Genomic DNA, 18,329 nt, shown 5'->3' with positions numbered 1-18,329 from the left:
CCTGAGATTAAGCTCGTGGATAACGAACATTGAACCTGTAATAAAAAAACAGCCAAAGTGAGAACCAGGGTAAGTTGAGAATCAGATAAAATACAATGTCTTTTCCATTCATTATCCCACCTGTAAAAGATAAATATAATAAGGCAGCTACAGGCAGAAACAACCAACATAATGCACGGCTTATTTTCCCTTGAAACCTGGGCAGAAGAGAAAAAAGACTGCTAAAAGACAATAGACTGAGAAACAACAGCCAAAATAGTGTCACTACATACGCCAATCCACTCATATCGCATCTTGCCGGCTGATCATACATATCTGCCCTTACCTTTCTGGTCGTCTCTAAGAATATAATCAGGAAAATAGTAGACAGACAAACAGATAGCAGGCTGGTCTTTAATATTGAAAGTAAAATAAATTTTCTTTTTGACATGGCACTTATGTTTACTAGCTAAAATACTAATATATACTCAATTATACAAAAATGGAAATTCCAAGAAGGATCTACAGAAAACGGTATAGTTAAATCATATCGTACTGCAGTCCTTTCATGCTGATATTTAATAATTTGTTAAAGAAGGTATCTACATATTATCTATAATTTTGACAAAATATCAGTTATCATGTTATACATCATTATGGTAGTTGTACTACAGGCACTTATAACCCTTACGCTGCTCATGTACCTCATCAAAAACAGGGAATCTGTACTCAATATGCTGTTATTGTACATTGGAGTGGTTACCCTGGATATGGGATATGAATATTTCATCATTCAAAAATTTGGTTATGAATCTGTACTTTATGAAATTCCGGGCAGCCTCCGGATTTTTAAGGGACTTATTTTTATTTATATAACAACATATTTCATTCATGCAAAATGGAGAGATAAGCTTAAGTACCTTATTGTTCCTTTAACTCTCGTTGTTCTTCATCATGCCACTGCCCTTTTTGCAAAGATTTTTGAACTTTCCTGGGCAGATATACTCATCAGATCTTATAAATCATACTTTGTTTACTACAGTTATTACTGGATCGCCTGCCTTGTTTTATGTATTTACCTGCTGACAAAATATCGGAAAAACCATACACATCCTATAGCCGGAAAATTCCGCTATCTGGTGGGCTATGTTCTCGCAGGTGTCTTACTATTCTGGATTGTTTATCAGCTCGGCTGGAATACTTTGGTCTATCAGAAAATTTATAGTCTGTTATTTCTGCTCCAGTTCGGATGGATTTTGTACGTTTATATTTTAACGTATCAGCATCAACTTCAGGAACAGCAAAAAAATGCATCTCACTTTTCTGCGCCCAAAGAAACCTATCAGTATAAAGATCTTTCAAAGATTGATTTTGATTCTGTTCAGAATGCCATTGTTTCATTTTACAGGGAAAGTCATAGTTACCTGGATGAAGAATTTACCCTGGACCAACTTTCAGGGCATCTTAAAATAAGCAAAGCAGACTTAAGCATTACTTTCAGCAAACATCTTCATTCCAACTTCCACGAATACACCAATAGAATCCGTATACAGCATTTTAAGCAGATTTTATCCGAAGATCCTTCTGCCAGTGTTACCGATCTTGCTTTTCAATGTGGTTTTAAATCGAAATCTACTTTTTACAAATATTTTAAAAAGGAATTTGACTGCCTTCCTTCTCAGCTGGTTCATTAGTTACAATTATTTAACATTAGTAACAATCTGATTTTCAAAACAGTTTTCCGCGTACTCCGGAAAAACAGTTGTCTGAAATTTAAATGAACCAAAACTTTTGAACGGTCTGGCATCTTTGCATCAAATTTCACTAAGATGTTACGAGAAAGACTTTTTTTAACAAAAGCAGCATTTTTTCTTCTTGGGCCTCTGGCCTTTGCACAAACCTCCGTTCACGGAACCGTAGTAGACAGCCAGGGAAATCTTCCCAATGCTATGGTTTACATTGAAAACAGCGGCCAGAAAATAACTTCTGATACAGATGGTTCTTTTGTTCTCAACAATGTTTATGATGGCAGCTATAAACTTGTTGTGGAATACAAGGGATATGATAGTGTCCATATTCCTTTTACCGTCCTGGATAAAAAGGAAGTAGATCTAGGGCTTATTAAATTCGGAGCCAAACTTAAAGAAAATAATATTCAGGAAGTAATTGTCACGAGTGTTTATAAAGCATCACAGGCAAGGGCTATTACCATGAAAAAAAACTCCAATACCATCACAGAAGTTCTTTCTGCTGATGCTATCGGTAAACTACCGGATCGTAACGCAGCCGACGCAGTACAGCGTATGCAGGGTGTCTCCATTGAACGAGATATGGGAGAAGGCCGCTTTGTAGCAGTAAGAGGAACCCCTATACAATGGACTTCCTCTACCCTGAATGGGAACAGAATGCCAAGTGCCAGTGGAGATAATGCCAACCGTGGGGTGCAGATGGATATCTTTCCTTCGGAACTTATTCAAAATGTAAGGTTATCAAAAGCACTGACTCCTGATCTTGATGGGGATGCTATTGGAGGAAATGTGGATTTTATAACAAAAACGTCACCCAACAAAGAGACTTTGGCCATCAGCATGGCTTCCGGATACGTCAATATGTCAAAGGCTCCTACGTACAACACTTCTATAGTGTATGGGAATAAAATCACCAACAAACTGAAATTTATTACCTCAGCTGTGATCTGGGAACGTTCTACGGCAATAGATCAGATGAGGAATATTTATAATTACGGACTAAAAGATAAGGCAGCCTCCTATTCTATTAACCAGCTTCAGCTTCGGGATTATCTTGCTAACCGTAGAACACTGGGATTCAATTTGGGATTGGATTATGAGATAGACAGCAGGAATAAATTATATGCGAAAGCTCTTTACAGCCAGTACAAAGACGGCCAGTCTGTAAGAGAGACTTACTTTAATTTTGACAGTAAAAATGTAATGCTGCAGGCTCGCCATGCAGATTACCTTACTGATCTTTATTCTATGCAGGTAGGTGGTAATCATCAGGTAGGACAGCGTATGGAACTCAACTGGTCAGCATCCAAAGCCCGCTCTGAGTTTAAATTCAATTCTCCTGATAATCTTGAAAAAGATCAGAGAGGTTATCCTATCATCAACTTTATACAGCCTATGAGTTATGGAAATCTTTCGGCAGACGGAAGAAAATATATGTCTATGGATGCGCCTGATGGTATTGGAGATTCCGGAGCATATACGCTTCCTTATAATCAACAGCCCATTGCAGCTGATAAATTAAAACTGAATCAGGTTATTCTCAGTCAGAATCATAACAGCGAAACAGATATCAGAGGTCAGCTTGACATCAAATATAAAGTAGCAGATAATTTTGAACTTAAAGCCGGAACAAAATATAACAATAAGAATAAAGTAGTGGACAGCTCTGTACTGGTATGGATGCCTAAATCCGGTTTAGGAATCCCAGGTACACCTGTCACTTTTCTTAATCAGCTTGAGCGTGAAGCTTTCCCTTATAAAGGCGGCTTCATGAATCCTCTTGGCAATCCTTATAATGCGGTTATTATTGATCAGATTACTAACGGACAGATTGATCAGCTGTATAATACAGGTACACAGAACAGGTTAGGATTGATGCAGGTAAGCGGCAAAGACAGTAATTCCAATATTACAAGCTCCTACAGAGGAACCGAAAATGTCTGGGCAACTTATCTTATGGGAACCTGGAAAATCACAGATCAGCTTCAGGTATTGGGAGGTTTCAGAAATGAATACAATGATATTACTTTCTGGGGTAAAAAAGTAGTTTCAGACAAAGGCAATACCACGGAAGACATTAAGGACAATAAAACCTATAATGTGGTACTTCCTATGGCCAATGTGAAATGGAACATCAGTGATAACCGTATTCTAAGACTTGCTTATACCCGTTCCTTTGCAAGACCTGATTTCAATGATCTGAATCCCGGAACCATCATCAATGATATCACGAATACTATTACTCAGGGAAACACCAAACTGGACCCTACATTTTCAAACAATTTTGATATTATGTTTGAAAATTATTTCGGAAAACTGGATCTGATAACAGCCGGAGCATTTTATAAAGACATCACCAATCTTATCTATAAAGATCAGTCTGTGGTAGATCTTGCAGGACGATCTTACACTTTCACAGCCCCTAAAAATCTGGAAGGAGCAAAACTCTTCGGGTTTGAATTCGGAATATCTAAACGTTTTGAAAACCTACCAGGTTTTCTGAAGAATATCGGTTTTGAAGGAAACTATACCTACATTTCCTCTAAGATGAATATGCCGGTATATGAAAACGGCAAGCAGGTGGGAACCATGTCTACTACCATTCCTAATCAGGCAAAACATATCTTCAATACGATATTGTTTTATGAAACCAGCAAGTTCATGCTCCGTCTTGCAGGAAATTACAAGGGAAATTATGTAAGCGAAATCAGAGCTGCAGCAGGAGCAGATCATTATCAGTATTTCGACAAAAACTTTACCGTGGATGTTTCCACCTCCTACAGCCTTACAAAAAATGTCCGGCTGTTTATAGAACTCAACAATGTTCTTAATGAACCCAACCGCTACTATATGGAAGTAAAAGACCGTGTAGAGAATATCTCTTATTCAGGAATACGAGGACAACTGGGATTCACTTACAATTTTTAATCAAAAGTTTTATTCATATGAAAAAGTATATAGGTGGGGCTGCATTATGCATGGCAGCCCTTATAAACGCACAGGAAAAATGCAAAGATCTTAAGATCAACCAGCTTCAGATTGTAGGGACCCACAATTCATATGCCCAACCGGTAGATCCTAAAGTATTGGACTTTGTAACGCCCATCATCAATGGTATGATGCAGAAATACAGCAGTACCATGTCTGAGGAACAAAAAGCCAAATTCAAAGAATATCATCCTTACGGGTTGAACTTAAAAGAAGCACTGAATTATAATCATCCGGATTTTGTAGAACAGCTCAATGCCAATCTTCGCGGTCTGGAAATAGATGTTTATTATGATCCTGAAGGAAGTAGATTCAGCCATCCTGCTACTTATAAGATTTTACAAGAGAAAGGGGTAAAAGATCTGGCACCGTTCAATACATCAGGACTGGATCAACCCGGTTTTAAAGTACTGCATATGGCAGATATTGATTTCAGGGCGCATTACCCTACTTTAAAAGATGCTCTTACCACGCTTCGGGACTGGTCTGACAAGCATCCCGAACACACTCCTGTCTTTATGATGATAGAGGCAAAAGATTCAGGATTTCCTATTTTTGAAAACAGCACAAAGGTTCTTCCATTCGACAAAAAAGCTTATGATGATTTGGATGGGGAAATCTTGAAATACCTTGGAAAAGACAAGCTGATTACCCCAAAAGATGTTCAGGGTAATTATAAAACATTAAAGGAAGCAGTAACTCACAATAACTGGCCTAAACTGGATGAAAGCAAAGGTAAATTTATCTTTATGCTGCTACCCGGAAGCGCAGGAACTTTATCTTCCAAAAACAATCCGTATCTCATCAATAATTCTTTAAAGGACAGGATTATGTTTCTGAACAGTGAACCTGACGATTCTTTTGCGGGATTTATACTTCGGGATAATGCGATTGTAAGACAAAAGGAAATACAGGATCTGGTAAAAAAGGGATATATCGTAAGAACAAGATCAGATATTGAAACGTATGAAGCCAAAACCAATGATTTCACCCGTTCAAAAGCAGCATTCAGCAGTGGTGCACAGGTTGTTTCCACCGACTTTTTTCGATCTGGAAATACGTATGGAACGCCCTATTTCGTACAGCCTCCTCAAGGAAAAGGTTATCTTAACAATCCTCTGAATTCTTCCTGTAAATAATACTAAAACCATCATTTTATGAGAGGTGATTCCTATGGGATAAAGTAGAGCAGTTTTCTGATCTTAACACATCGGTACTTTATTAATGGGGGAAAAACTGTAAAAACAAAAATGACCGGAATTTATCCGGTCATTTTTATGTTGTATTTATAATGTATATTGATATTTTATTTAGGGCTGCCTTTCGTGATTAATCTTTAGTCCATGCTGTATGACAGCTCTTAGAAGGTTATGACAGTAAATAAAAAAAGTCTCCTATTTCTAGAAGACTTTTTGCGATCCGGACGGGACTCGAACCCGCGACCTCCGCCGTGACAGGGCGGCATTCTAACCAGCTGAACTACCGGATCAATTTTTTTAAAGTAAATTGAGAAAACTTTCTGCGATCCGGACGGGACTCGAACCCGCGACCTCCGCCGTGACAGGGCGGCATTCTAACCAGCTGAACTACCGGATCAATTTTTTTAAAGTAAATTGAGAAAACTTCTGCGATCCGGACGGGACTCGAACCCGCGACCTCCGCCGTGACAGGGCGGCATTCTAACCAGCTGAACTACCGGATCATTTTTGTGAAAGAACTTCGTTTCTTTTTCGTGGTTGCAAAATTACACCTTTTTTTAATACCTGCAAATTATTTTTAAAAAAAATGCCTCCCAATCACGGAAGGCATTCATTATCAAACTTTATTTTTTATAAGTGAGCGCTTAATTTTTCAGCGATTACTTCTTTTGGAGCTACACCTACTAATTTATCTACTACTACTCCGTTCTTAAAAATAAGAACTGTAGGAATATTTCTAATGCCATACTGCATTGAGATTTCCTGGTTGTTATCAACATCTACTTTTCCTACTACTGCTTTACCTTCAAAATCTGATGCTACTTCTTCGATGATTGGTCCAAGTGTTCTACAAGGTCCACACCATACTGCCCAGAAGTCTACTAATACCGGTTTGTCTGATTTTAAAACCGCATCCTGGAATGAGCTGTCTGTAATTTCTAAAGCCATTTTTTGTCTCTTTTATTTTAATTAATATTATATTCTTTTTCTCTTGATTGAGTCTTCAAAATTACGATTTTTAGATCATAAGACTATCTATGCTCAACATTAGTTTTTTCTATAGTATAGTCTTTTGAAATTTCCTTTAACGCATCCACTAAAGCATCAATATCCGCTTTGGTAGTCATATGGCTGAAAGAGATGCGTAACGGCGTACAATGGTCCATTTCATCCTCAGAAAGTACCATCATCATTACCATAGAAGGTTTGGATGCTCCGGAAGAGCAGGCGCTCCCCTGAGAAATGGCAATTCCTTTCATATCCAGCTGAAGACCTATTAAAGGATTTTTATACGGTAATAAAGCACTCAAAACCGTGTAAAGGCTACTTTCTTTCTCGGCACTTCTTCCGTTGAATTTAATACCCTCTATTTCGGCAGAAAGTCTTTCGATAGCATAGTCTTTGATATCCTGCATATGGTTTGTATATTCATCCATATGAGCCAAAGAAAGTTCCAGTGCTTTTCCAAGACCTACAATACCTGCTACATTTTCCGTTCCAGCTCTAAGACTTCTTTCCTGAGGTCCTCCGGTAATAATACCTTTAAGGCCACTTGCTTTTCTGATAAAAGCAAATCCAGCTCCTTTCGGGCCGTGAAATTTGTGGGCACTACAGGAAGCAAAATCTACAGGAATATCAGAAAGGTCAAGGTTCATGTGAGCCATGGTCTGTACCGTATCTGAATGGAAAAGAGCGTTATATTTTTTACAAAGTTCAGCAACTTTTTTAATATCAATGATATTGCCTATTTCATTATTGGCATGCATTAAGCTTACAAGTGTTTTTTTATCTGAAGCTTTTAATAATTCTTCTAATTTATTCAGATCAATATCTCCATATGCGTTGGGGCGGATGTAGCTTACTTCTACTCCTTTTCTGGCTTTCATATCCAGAACACTTTCAGAAACACATTTATGCTCCATAGGAGAACTGATAATCCTTTGTACACCTAAATGTTCTACAGAGGACTTGATGATCATATTGTTGGATTCGGTCCCGCAGGAAGTGAAAATAATTTCAGCCGGAGTTACATGAAGATAGTCTGCAACCTGTCTTCTTACATTTTCAATAAGGATTTTTGCTTCCTGGCCAAAGCTGTGCGTTGAAGACGGGTTTCCGAAATTCATCTTCATAGTGCCCACCATTGCGTCTATAACTTCTTCTGCAAGCGGAGTGGTTGCGGCATTATCTAAATATACTTTATCCATTCTTATTTTGAATATTTTAATTCTACTGAGGTAAACTGATAATTGGCAGGAACAGCAAAAATAATCCATGGATTGGACATGACCTGAATCTCCATTCCACCGGAAGGCTCTCCTGCAGGGACTTCTACGTACAGTACATTGTTTTTCACAGATACATTTTTAATCTGTGTTATTCTATGACTTCCCGACGTAAAACGTCCTAGGTTGTACACGACAACCTTTTTATTTCCCGGAAATTTAGGATAATTGATGGCAGGTTCTTTCTCCAGCTCTATCATTCCTAAAGCTCCTTTTATAATGTTTCGAAAATCCTTTTTGTTTTTAATGACTGTAAAGCCGGGCTGATCTGTACCTCCCTGGGCTTCTGAAACAAGAAGTTCGGCCTTATTCTGCATAGAAATACGCTTCTGGGCTGGTACATTTGCACAAGACACCACAGTTACTATTAATGCAATTAACAGGCTTTTCATTTTTAACACTTTTACCTCCCAAAATTAATGAAAAAATTGGTAATGTCCCTCATTTGCCCATTTCAACATTGGGCGATCTCCTGAAGTATCACCAAAAGCAATAATTTTATCGTACTTAGAATCGTGGATTTCTTCTTTAATTCTTACCAGTTTTTCTTTTCCGTTACAGTTTTTACCAATAAAGTTTCCTGTGAAAACACCGTTCTTGAACTCGGCTCGCGTAGAAACAAGATGCATTTTCAGTTCATCGGCAAATGGCTTCACCCAGATGTCTAATGAGGCAGTTACCAATAAACTCTGTATATTATTCCTATCGATATTTTTTATAAAGTCAAGCGCATTTTCCCTTACAATTTTAGGGTAATGATGTTCAAAGAACTGTTTAGATTTCTGTTCGATTTTTTCCTGGCTCTGTCCTTTCAAAATAGAACCGATAAAACTTTTCTTCACTTTTTCTGTTTCCGCCAGTTTGAGTTTCAGCAGAATAAAGAGGGGAACGTGTCTTAAAAATTGTATTCGGTATTTTGTAGAATCGTAGAATTTAAGATACATAAACATTGTATCTTTATAGGTAAGGGTTCCGTCAAAATCAAAACAATACAATTTTTTCATTTTCTTAAAGCTTTAATTTTTTGAATATAAATTCAGGTATATTCCTGATAATCATCATTATAATATTCCAAACAGGCAAAACATATGCCACGTTATTTTGTTTTTTGAAGGCTTTATAAATACAGGCTGCTGCCTGTTTGGGAGTGGCTGTTAATTTTGGATTCAACGGCAGTCCCTCGGTCATTTTGGTTGCCATGAATCCAGGTTTTATGGTAAGAACGTGTACTTTTTTATCAAAAAGATAATTTCTCAATCCACTTAAATAGGCTGTAAAAGCAGCTTTGGAACTTCCATAGATAAAGTTGCTCTGCCTTCCTCTGTCTCCTGCTACTGATGAAAGCCCAATAATGGTTCCAGATCGTCTGTTTTCAAATTTATGGGCAAAATAGTTTATCACAGGAATCAGCTTAGCATAATTGATACTGATGATACGTTCTGTATTTTTGTTATCATACAAACCTTCTTCCGTTCCCTCCCCTAAGTATCCTACGGCACAAAATAATACATTTGAATCAATATTATCAAATTTATAGTAATCTATATCTTTTGTAAGGTCCAGTTCGATCACTTCAGACTGTTGCAGAAATTTCACATCAATATGTCTTGCAAATCTTTCTGTAGTTTCTTTATTTGAGGTAAAAAGATAGATTTTTTCAAACTTTTCTCCTTCCTGAAGTGCTTTTTCTACAAAGGCCTGTGCCACTTCGGACGTACTTCCCAGAACTATCATTATGAGTTGTTATTTATGATTCTTTTGTGCTGTAAAGACACAAATTTAGGATTTTGAACATTTTTAAGGTAATTGGTGAGCGAAGATCTGCTCATACTGTCTTTGGTAAGATAAATTCTTCCACCGAATTCCTGTACAATAGCATCCAGCTGATCTACGAGTTTTTTAAGTTTTGAATTGACCTTGAAATCCAGCGCCAGCGTATACCCTTCTACAGGGAACGAGTTGTAGGCATCCGGGTTGTTTTTTCCGAACAGTTTCAAAACAGCTAAGAATGATCCGTTTCCACTTTTGGCAATGGTTTCAAGAATTCTCTTCATTCCTTCTTTTCCTCCTTCTTTGGGAATCACCATCTGATATTGTATAAACCCTGATTTCCCATAGATCTTATTCCATTCGTTAATGGCATCCAAAGGATAAAAAAAGGTTTCGTAATCAATAAAGTTTTTGACTTCTTTTTTAGATTGTTTTTTATAGTAAAGCCAATTGAATATTTTCACAGTCAGAGCATTCAACACAAATCCCGGAAAATAAAAAGGAACGGTAGGCTGTAGCTTTTTCTTCAGTCTTAAAGGCGTTTTTCGTAGATTTTGCGGAAGTTCATGCTGAAAAGCGTGTTCTCCTCTCATAAGGATACTTCTTCCGATATCTTTACCTTTCTGTAGACAGTCGATCCATGCTACGGTATAAGTCCAGCTTTCACTTTCTTCGAAAAGTCTGAAAATTTCATCCAGGTTTTCAGCTTTGATACTCTCCTGACGAATGTACGCTGATTCTATATTTTTAAGTTTAAATCTTGCTGTAAGAATGATTCCCGTAAGGCCCATTCCTCCAATTGTAGCCCAGAACTTCCCGGAGTTTTCTTCTCTTGAACAGGTAATAATCTCTCCGTTCTCATTCATCAATTTAAAATCGATGACATATTCTGAAAAGCATCCTTCGGCATGGTGATTTTTTCCATGAACATCAGAAGCAATAGCTCCTCCTACAGAAACGAATTTTGTTCCGGGAGTAACATACAGGAAATAACCCTGTGGAACTGATATTTCCAGTACATCTGATAGCAGTACACCTGCTTCACATTCTATAATTCCGTTTAAGCGGTCAAAACTGATGAATTTATTTAATTTTTTAGTTGAAAATATTGATTCTCCCAATGAAGCATCTCCGTAGCATCTCCCATTCCCTCTTGCAATAACCTCATTGTGATTGAGTACAAAATCTTTTATTCTTTTGAAGCTGTCCTCAGATCTCATTTCTTTTTCTACTACCGGGAAGTTGCCCCAGTTAGTAACTTTCTGTGTGAAGTTCGGCTTCATTTTTTAAAGTAAATTTGAATTAAAAATGTGGCCACCCAAAGTAATAGTGTAACCTGTATATAACGGTCTCTGTAAACAATTTTTGTAGGAGATTCTGTTCTGTTGTAAACAAGGGTCTGCTGCAGATATCTCAGGAGTGCAAAAACTACGAAAACCACGGTGTAAAAAACCCTTTCATGAAATCTTGCCTGCACTTCCGGCGACAGGGTAAACATAAGGTAACATACAATGGCCAGCGTAATGGAAATGGATAGCGCTATATCTGCAAACTGAACATTATATCCGTCCAATGCTTTTCTTGTTTTTCCTGAAACCTGTGCATTGATAAGTTCTCCCCTTCTTTTCCCTATAGCCAATACGAGTGCCAGTACAAAAGTCAACAGAATAGCCCACTGTGAGATACTTATTCCTGTAATATAACCTCCTGCAAGAACTCTGAGCACAAATCCAATGGCAATAATAAAAATATCGATAATAGGAACGTGCTTCAGTTTGAAAGTATAAGCCAGGTTCATCACTACATAAAATCCTATGATGGTAGCAAATTTCCATAACGGCTGATGGAAATAAAACTGTGCTAAAAATATAAGAATGGTATTGATAATCACTAAGCCAATAAGGATTCCTATAGCTTTTGATTTCGAAATAGCTCCGCTAGCAAGAGGTCTCCTTCTTTTTTCAGGGTGTTTTCTATCGGCTTCAATATCATTATAATCATTCAGGATATAAACAACGCTTGCCGCAAGTGAAAAAATAACAAATGCGAAAACACTTTCAGTGAGAAGGTCAAAGTTGGTGATATTACCAGAAAAGAACAAAGGGACAAATACAAACAGGTTTTTCACCCATTGCTCTACACGGAGCAGCTTTAAATATTTCTTCATTTATGTTATTTCAAATGCAAAAATAGTAAATTCAAAATTTTTCAACCATAAAAATACAAAAAAAACCGCCGTGGCGGTCTTTTACGAAAATATTTATATGTTAAATTAATTACTGTCCTTGCTTGGCATCATTAATCATTTTCTCATTTGCAGTAATAGCGAATTCAACTCTTCTGTTTTTAGCTCTTCCTTCGTCTGTATCATTGCTTGCCACCGGCATATTTTTACCTTCACCTTTTGTGAACATTCTACCTGATGCTACTCCTTTTCCTGATAGATAAGCTTTCACAGCATCTGCTCTTCTTTGAGAAAGGGCAAGGTTATAAGCGTCTTTACCAACGCTGTCTGTATAACCGTAAATGTTGATATTTGTATCTGGGTTGTCTGCCAATACCTGAGCAAGTTTATTAAGGTTGGTTTGAGCAGTAGAAGTAAGGTTAGAAGAATCGAAAGCAAAGTTCACAATACTTTCGTTCATTGTTACTTTAATACCGTCTCCTACTCTTTCTACCTGAGCTCCTGGTAAAGTTTCTTTAATATCTTTGGCTTGCTTATCCATTTTGTTACCAATCACGTTTCCTGCAACACCACCAATAATACCTCCTAATACAGCACCAATAGCACCATTTCCACCTTTACCAACATTATTTCCAAGGATACCTCCAAGTACAGCTCCTGAAGCTACACCTACAGCGGTACCTCTTTGTTGATGATTTGAATTCTGAACCGCTTCACAGCTTGTCAATAATAATGCTGATGACAAGAGTAGGGCTCCTACGTATGTTTTATTAAATTTCATTTTTTTTGATCTTTTATGTTGATAAATTATTTCATTCCTGCTCTCTGGAAGTTATAAACAACTCTTACGTTACCTCCTTCAAATGGAACATCTTGCTGAAGTGAAAACTGATCTGTAGTTTGGTTAATCAAAGTCAGGGTATATCCTGCTGTATTTTGTTTTGCCTTTGTACCGTCAGCAATTTTTTTAAACATAAACGTGTTACCGTCTTTTACTTCAAATTTGATAGGCTGTGTGAATGCCGGGCAATTTCCACCTCCGTTTAAAGTATACGCCCCTGTCCAGTTATTAGGAATTAATCTCCAGTGGCTTCCTACAAAACACTGTGCATCTGCACCTTCGTCAAAAGGTTTAATTTTGTACCCTTTATCGTAATCTACGCTCACGATCTGCCAGTCTCCTTTCATTTTAAGGAAATCGCCTCTCTGATTTTGAGATGTAGCTGCTTTATTCACTGAGGAACAAGACACTGCAAAAAGTGATGTTGCTAGCATCCCTGCAAGTAGTAACTTTTTCATTTTGTTGTTTATTATTTTGTTACTATAAAGTTACAAAAAACCGTGCCAAAATTTAAAATAAAAAATAAAAAGTCCGAAAAAATTCGGACTCTTTATGGTTTCTCCTTAAACACAGGAAGATAAATTATTTTTTAACAGCCTTTTTTACGGATTTCGAAGGCTTGGTTGCTTTTGCAGGTGCTTTATCACTGTAAAAGTGAGTGTAGGCATATTCTGCGGCTCTTTTCACATCAATCACACCTCCAGCCTGAGAATAGTTAGCAAATCCGTTGGCAGTGCTTGGATTACTGCTTTTCACCAGAGATTCTATAATCTGATAAGGTTTAAGATCCGGCATATATGCTAATAAAACAGCAGCAGCTCCGGCAGCAACCGGCGAGGCCATAGATGTTCCTTGAAGGTATTTGTATTCATTCTTCGGAACTGTAGAATAAATTTCTTCTCCCGGAGCAAATACATTCACCATCTTTTTGTTATAATTGGAAAAATCGGCTCTCAGCTCATTATTTTTGTTGGTGCTTGCTCCTACAACCATTACATTGTTAACGAATGGCTTTTCATCTTTCACATTTTTAAAATTGGTAGGATATGCTAAATGTTCTGCTACATCTTCATTTTCGTTTCCAGCTGCTTTTACCAGAAGAACTCCTTTATCTTCCGCATATTTGAAAGCATCCCAAACTACATTTTTACCTGGAGAAAGCGGCTTACCAAAACTCATATTTAAAATTCTGGCACCATTATCTACAGCGTATCTGATAGCATTGGCTACGTCTTTATCCCTTTCATCTCCGTTAGGAACGGTTCTTACAGACATTATTTTTGCTACTTTGGACGCTACACCATACTGAATTTTCTTTCCTTGAGGAAGTCCTGCAATGATTCCGGCTACGTGAGTTCCGTGCTCGGCATCTGGTCCTTCGTAATGGTTGTTTCCATAGATCTTTTCAGAATAATCATCATAGTTGTCTCCTACTATTTCTTTTCTCGTATCGTAGCTTAAATCGTATTGCTTAGATTGAGGTGAGTAATAATCGATGGCTTCTTTCATTTGATCTTTTACAGCCTTTTCGAATTCTTCGGAAGATTTACCTTTGAATTCCGGGCTTTGGGATAAACGACCTAAAATATCAAGAGCAATAGCGTCTCTTTGCTCGGTAGGAGCCTTTATAGCAGCTATTGTCTGTGCATTTACCTCCTTACCTCCTAAAAGCTTCACCATATTTGGGATCAGCTCGTTAATCATTGTATAGGTTTGAAGACCTTGTTGTGCTTCCACACTTTTCTTATTGAAAAGTTCTTTAGCCTTCATATACATTGCAAATTCGTCCGGCATTTTCGCCTGATTTGCTTTATTACTGGTATAATCGCTTCCTTCAAAAACGGGTTTGTATTTGGCAACGACTCTTGTCACCTCCATATTGTCGATATCAACATCACCATTTTTTCCTCCTAAGAAATTCCATCCGTGTACATCATCAATATATCCGTTTCCATCATCATCTTTTCCGTTTCCCGGAATTTCGTTGGGGTTTGTCCATATATTGTTTACCAATCCCGGATGATCAACCTGTACACCACTATCCAAAACGCCAACAATAACAGTCTTGGGCTTTAAACCTTTAGATTCTAAATACTTATAAGCATTCGCGGTATTTACTCCATATACTTTTGAAGTGGAAAAATCTTTATGATACCAGGTCATAAGATCTTTATTTTCTTTAGGATCAATACTTTTAGCTTTAGTTTCCTGTGCAAAGGAAAAACTAAAACCTGTTAAAAAAACGGCAGCTAATAATACCTTTTTCATATGTTGATATTTAAATTAAATCATATTCAACCGCTACATCAACCCGCTTTATTACTGAAGTTGCTATTTGCAGCGATTAATACGACTGTTTTACTTTTTTTATATAAGCTAAAGATTCGGGACCTTTGTTACAGACAAGATCCAGAACCGATAAATCTTCCAGAAACCCGAATTTATCTGAGAAAGTCTGATAATATTCTTCCATCTCAAATTCTGAAGGCTGCTTGGCTGAAAATTTCTCTCTGAAATCAACAGCTTCAGGATTTCTGATATATTCTTCATTCAAAGAGTGTGCCTTTTCTGTTTTAAGTATCTGTTGGATGATCTCCAGCCCCTTTAAGTTAAAATCAAGAAGGAATTTTTCTTTAAGATCATATATTTTCCTGAATTTATCTTCATAATATTCGAAATAGGGAGAGCTTTGGTAAGCCGTTTTAATAGATTTCCAGTGAAGGGTTCTCCAATCTTCTCTATAAGAAATTTCGATATCTTTTATTACTCTCCTTCCGTTGTGAACCATAGGAATGATAAGCGACAATTTTCCGTTGGCGCCATAGATATTGGCTCTGCTTCTGTAGGTTTGTTTGGGTAAGTTCTCAAACTGTTCCAATACAACTTCATTTTCAGCATCTAAAAACACTGAAAACCATGAAACCGGTGGCATATAAAATACCGGTAATACTATATTCTGCATAATAATAAATTCTAATTTTTAGGATAAAATATTCTTCCTACAACCTCTTTCTTGTCAACCAATCCCAAAAACCGGGAATCCAGACTTGCATTACGGTTATCCCCTAAGAAAAACAGTTTTCCTTGTGGAATTCTAAGAGGTCCAAAGTTATCTACACTCCAGTTCTTGTGATACATTTTAATAATGTCCTGCTCGGGATTTTGATTAATAAATCTTTCGTAGGTAAAATTGTTATTAAGTTCCTTATCACTTAGCTGAGTAATGAAGTCGTTTTCATTCATTTGAAAGATTTCATGATCATCAAGACCTTTTAAGCTAAGATCATTGGCATATGCCCGATCTATTTTATAGGAATGCTTAACGTTGAACTGATCTATTAAAACATTATTAACGTATAAGTTCCCGTCTTTAATCAAGACGATATCATTCTCCTCTCCTATCAGTCTCTGCAGGTATACTCCGCCAGGATAATTTGGATTATTCTGATTGTAAGCAAGTATGGCAAATTTCTCATAAGGCAAGATATTGCTCATGAAAACAAACGACTTTCTTTTGATGTTAGGTTCGTTTCCTGCTGTGGGTACAAAAGCATATTGCAAAACCCCGGAGAGTTTTGCAATAATAAAAAGAGTTACAATAAAGCTTCCTGTTAAAAGAACTTTATTAAATATTTTATTTTTAAACACTATTCTTCTGTGTTTTTCTTTTTGAATAATTTCATGAAATACTCCCATCCAAAGAACAGGATCAAGATCATCGCTGCAATCCACCAGTAAGAAGTTTTGTTAGCTTCTCCGGTATTGGTTGCTTTGAACATTCTTTCCCAACGGATTTTTTTAGGAGCCTGATATGTTGAACTGGCATCTGAGAATACTCCCTGTACACTCATCCAGGTAAACATAGGCTTTCCAACAATATTTTCTTCAGGTACGAAACCAAAGAATCTCGCATCTAATGAAGCATCTCTGTTGTCCCCTATCATCATATAATAATCCTGCTGAATGGTATATTGATTAGCTTCTTTTCCGTTGATGAAGATTTTTCCGTTCTTTTTCTCTAAGCTGTTGTGCTCGTACTCGGAAATAATCCATTGATACATTGGAAGTGTTTCCTGGTTGATGGCTACAACATCTCCTTTTTTAGGAATTCTAACAGGACCATACCAGTCCGCATTCCAAGGTTTGTTAACCGGGAAGATAGATTGGGTTGTATCAATTTTAGTTTTAGCATCATCTCTGTAAGCAATTGCAGCTTCGCCTTTCGCACTGATTTCCTCTTTCATGTCAACTACATGAGGAAGTTCTTTAATTTCTTTAGCAATTTTATCCGTTAACCCCTGGAAACCATAAAGATAACCTCCGCTATTCTGTTGAAATTCCTGAACCGGTAAAAAACCATAAGCTTTATATAAAGTAGGAATATCCAATTGAGCATCTGTAGTTACAATATATCTGTGCTGTACTTCCTGATCTCCTAAAACGGTTTCCGGTTTTCCGTTCACGAAAAGTCTTCCTGCTCTCATTTCAAAAGTGTCACCAGCAGTCGCCACACATCTTTTTACATAGGGATCCTTTCTGTCGATCGCTGTATGAACTGAATCCTGAGGATAGTTGAATACAACGACATCATTTTTCTGAGGTTTATTGAACTGTAAAATTCTTGTGTAAGGTAATTTTACTGCATCTACATAAGATTTTGGATCATCTTTAGGATTTCCTTTCTGCCCGGTATCCATAATGGTTCCCTGAAGGAAAGGTATTGCCACAGGACGCATTGGCAATCTATATCCGTAGCTCCATTTGTTTACGAAAAGGAAGTCTCCTACCAGTAATGTTCTTTCCATAGACCCTGTAGGAATCCCGAACGGCTGCGTTACAAAAACGTGGATGATGGTGGCAAAAACCACGGCAAAGGTAATTGAACCAACAAAAGTATCTTTCTTTTTATCGTTTTTCTCTTCATCTGTAAGAAACAGATTGTCGGCGTTTTCATCTTCTAATTCTAAATCTTTAGAATAGTTGATAACTGCCATATAAATAAACGGCAAAATCACTGTAAGAATCTGGTCTTTGAAAAGTGTTTTCCCGAATTTTTTCACTAGATAAAGGTGAAAAACAGACATCATGATCGGTCCTACAATCGGAAGATAGGAAAGAATAGCCCACCATTTCGGATGTTTTGTTTCTTTGAGAATAATGAAATAGTTGTAGAAAGGTATAAAAGCAAATAAAGGGCTATACCCCAATTTCTTGAACATCTTCCAGGTTGAAATCCCCATCAAAACTGATAAAATGAGGACATACACTGTATAAGTTAAAAAATAATTCATAATTTTTTGTGCCTATTCTTATGATATAAATGATAAAAATGAT

17 protein-coding genes and 3 tRNA genes are annotated in these 18,329 nt (G+C 37.1%); 3 read left to right on the top strand and 17 right to left on the bottom strand.

What is annotated here, in order from left to right; all coding sequences use genetic code 11:
* Positions 1–7 precede the first annotated feature (7 nt).
* Positions 8–430, bottom strand: coding sequence for a hypothetical protein (locus ACQ76T_RS00315; RefSeq protein WP_431341365.1), 423 nt, complete (start codon positions 428–430; stop codon positions 8–10).
* A gap of 190 nt (positions 431–620) precedes the next feature.
* On the opposite strand from ACQ76T_RS00315, the gene ACQ76T_RS00310 reads away from it, so the two are divergent.
* From ACQ76T_RS00310 to ACQ76T_RS00300, 3 genes are all read left to right on the top strand, one after another.
* Positions 621–1,673, top strand: a complete 1,053-nt coding sequence (locus ACQ76T_RS00310; protein WP_431341364.1) for a helix-turn-helix transcriptional regulator — start codon at positions 621–623, stop codon at positions 1,671–1,673.
* A gap of 135 nt (positions 1,674–1,808) precedes the next feature.
* Positions 1,809–4,655 carry a TonB-dependent receptor gene (locus ACQ76T_RS00305; protein WP_431341363.1) on the top strand — a complete coding sequence of 949 codons (2,847 nt, stop codon included), beginning with the start codon at positions 1,809–1,811 and terminating at the stop codon, positions 4,653–4,655.
* Between the two features lie 17 nt (positions 4,656–4,672).
* Positions 4,673–5,854: a phosphatidylinositol-specific phospholipase C domain-containing protein gene (locus tag ACQ76T_RS00300; RefSeq protein WP_431341362.1), complete on the top strand. Its 1,182-nt coding sequence runs from the start codon at positions 4,673–4,675 to the stop codon at positions 5,852–5,854.
* A gap of 276 nt (positions 5,855–6,130) precedes the next feature.
* Here ACQ76T_RS00300 and ACQ76T_RS00295 read toward each other — a convergent pair.
* The 16 genes from ACQ76T_RS00295 to lepB (ACQ76T_RS00220) form a co-directional block, all read right to left on the bottom strand.
* Positions 6,131–6,204, bottom strand: a tRNA-Asp gene (locus tag ACQ76T_RS00295).
* A gap of 33 nt (positions 6,205–6,237) precedes the next feature.
* Positions 6,238–6,311, bottom strand: a tRNA-Asp gene (locus tag ACQ76T_RS00290).
* 32 nt (positions 6,312–6,343) lie between these two features.
* A tRNA-Asp gene (locus tag ACQ76T_RS00285) sits at positions 6,344–6,417 on the bottom strand.
* Between the two features lie 127 nt (positions 6,418–6,544).
* Positions 6,545–6,862, bottom strand: coding sequence for a thioredoxin (trxA, locus tag ACQ76T_RS00280; RefSeq protein ID WP_431341361.1), 318 nt, complete (start codon positions 6,860–6,862; stop codon positions 6,545–6,547).
* Positions 6,863–6,945: 83 nt separating this feature from the next.
* Positions 6,946–8,121 carry a cysteine desulfurase family protein gene (locus ACQ76T_RS00275; protein ID WP_431341360.1) on the bottom strand — a complete coding sequence of 392 codons (1,176 nt, stop codon included), beginning with the start codon at positions 8,119–8,121 and terminating at the stop codon, positions 6,946–6,948.
* A gap of 2 nt (positions 8,122–8,123) precedes the next feature.
* Positions 8,124–8,591 carry a hypothetical protein gene (locus ACQ76T_RS00270; protein ID WP_431341359.1) on the bottom strand — a complete coding sequence of 156 codons (468 nt, stop codon included), beginning with the start codon at positions 8,589–8,591 and terminating at the stop codon, positions 8,124–8,126.
* A gap of 24 nt (positions 8,592–8,615) precedes the next feature.
* Positions 8,616–9,203 carry an HAD family hydrolase gene (locus ACQ76T_RS00265; RefSeq protein ID WP_431341358.1) on the bottom strand — a complete coding sequence of 196 codons (588 nt, stop codon included), beginning with the start codon at positions 9,201–9,203 and terminating at the stop codon, positions 8,616–8,618.
* A 4-nt stretch (positions 9,204–9,207) separates the two neighbouring features.
* Positions 9,208–9,933: an SDR family NAD(P)-dependent oxidoreductase gene (locus ACQ76T_RS00260; protein WP_431341357.1), complete on the bottom strand. Its 726-nt coding sequence runs from the start codon at positions 9,931–9,933 to the stop codon at positions 9,208–9,210.
* Entirely contained in the window at positions 9,933–11,252 is a 1,320-nt protein-coding gene (locus ACQ76T_RS00255; protein WP_431341356.1) for an FAD-binding protein, read from the bottom strand. Before ACQ76T_RS00255 ends, ACQ76T_RS00260 begins: the two co-directional genes overlap by 1 nt.
* A complete protein-coding gene (locus ACQ76T_RS00250) occupies positions 11,249–12,136 on the bottom strand; it encodes a decaprenyl-phosphate phosphoribosyltransferase (protein ID WP_431341355.1) in 888 nt (295 codons plus the stop codon). The genes ACQ76T_RS00255 and ACQ76T_RS00250 overlap by 4 nt, the downstream gene beginning before the upstream one ends.
* Positions 12,137–12,245: 109 nt before the next feature.
* Positions 12,246–12,935: an OmpA family protein gene (locus tag ACQ76T_RS00245; protein WP_431341354.1), complete on the bottom strand. Its 690-nt coding sequence runs from the start codon at positions 12,933–12,935 to the stop codon at positions 12,246–12,248.
* 26 nt (positions 12,936–12,961) lie between these two features.
* Entirely contained in the window at positions 12,962–13,453 is a 492-nt protein-coding gene (locus tag ACQ76T_RS00240) for a hypothetical protein (protein WP_431341353.1), read from the bottom strand.
* A 124-nt stretch (positions 13,454–13,577) separates the two neighbouring features.
* The gene (locus ACQ76T_RS00235) at positions 13,578–15,263 is read right to left on the bottom strand and encodes a S8 family serine peptidase (RefSeq protein WP_431341352.1); all 1,686 of its coding nucleotides are present in this window, start codon (positions 15,261–15,263) and stop codon (positions 13,578–13,580) included.
* 76 nt (positions 15,264–15,339) lie between these two features.
* Complete coding sequence (locus ACQ76T_RS00230) at positions 15,340–15,957, bottom strand: WbqC family protein (RefSeq protein ID WP_431341351.1); 618 nt, start codon at positions 15,955–15,957, stop codon at positions 15,340–15,342.
* Positions 15,958–15,968: 11 nt separating this feature from the next.
* On the bottom strand, positions 15,969–16,727 hold the full coding sequence (gene lepB, locus ACQ76T_RS00225; RefSeq protein WP_431341350.1) for a signal peptidase I: 759 nt from the start codon (positions 16,725–16,727) through the stop codon (positions 15,969–15,971).
* On the bottom strand, positions 16,643–18,286 hold the full coding sequence (gene lepB / locus ACQ76T_RS00220) for a signal peptidase I (RefSeq protein WP_431341349.1): 1,644 nt from the start codon (positions 18,284–18,286) through the stop codon (positions 16,643–16,645). Before lepB (ACQ76T_RS00220) ends, lepB (ACQ76T_RS00225) begins: the two co-directional genes overlap by 85 nt.
* Positions 18,287–18,329 lie beyond the last annotated feature (43 nt).

The sequence above is a fragment of the Chryseobacterium sp. JK1 genome, from assembly GCF_050632815.1.
Taxonomy (GTDB): Bacteria; Bacteroidota; Bacteroidia; order Flavobacteriales; family Weeksellaceae; genus Chryseobacterium.
Note: the sequence above shows the minus strand (reverse complement) of the source record. Positions and strands in the feature narration are given on the sequence as shown.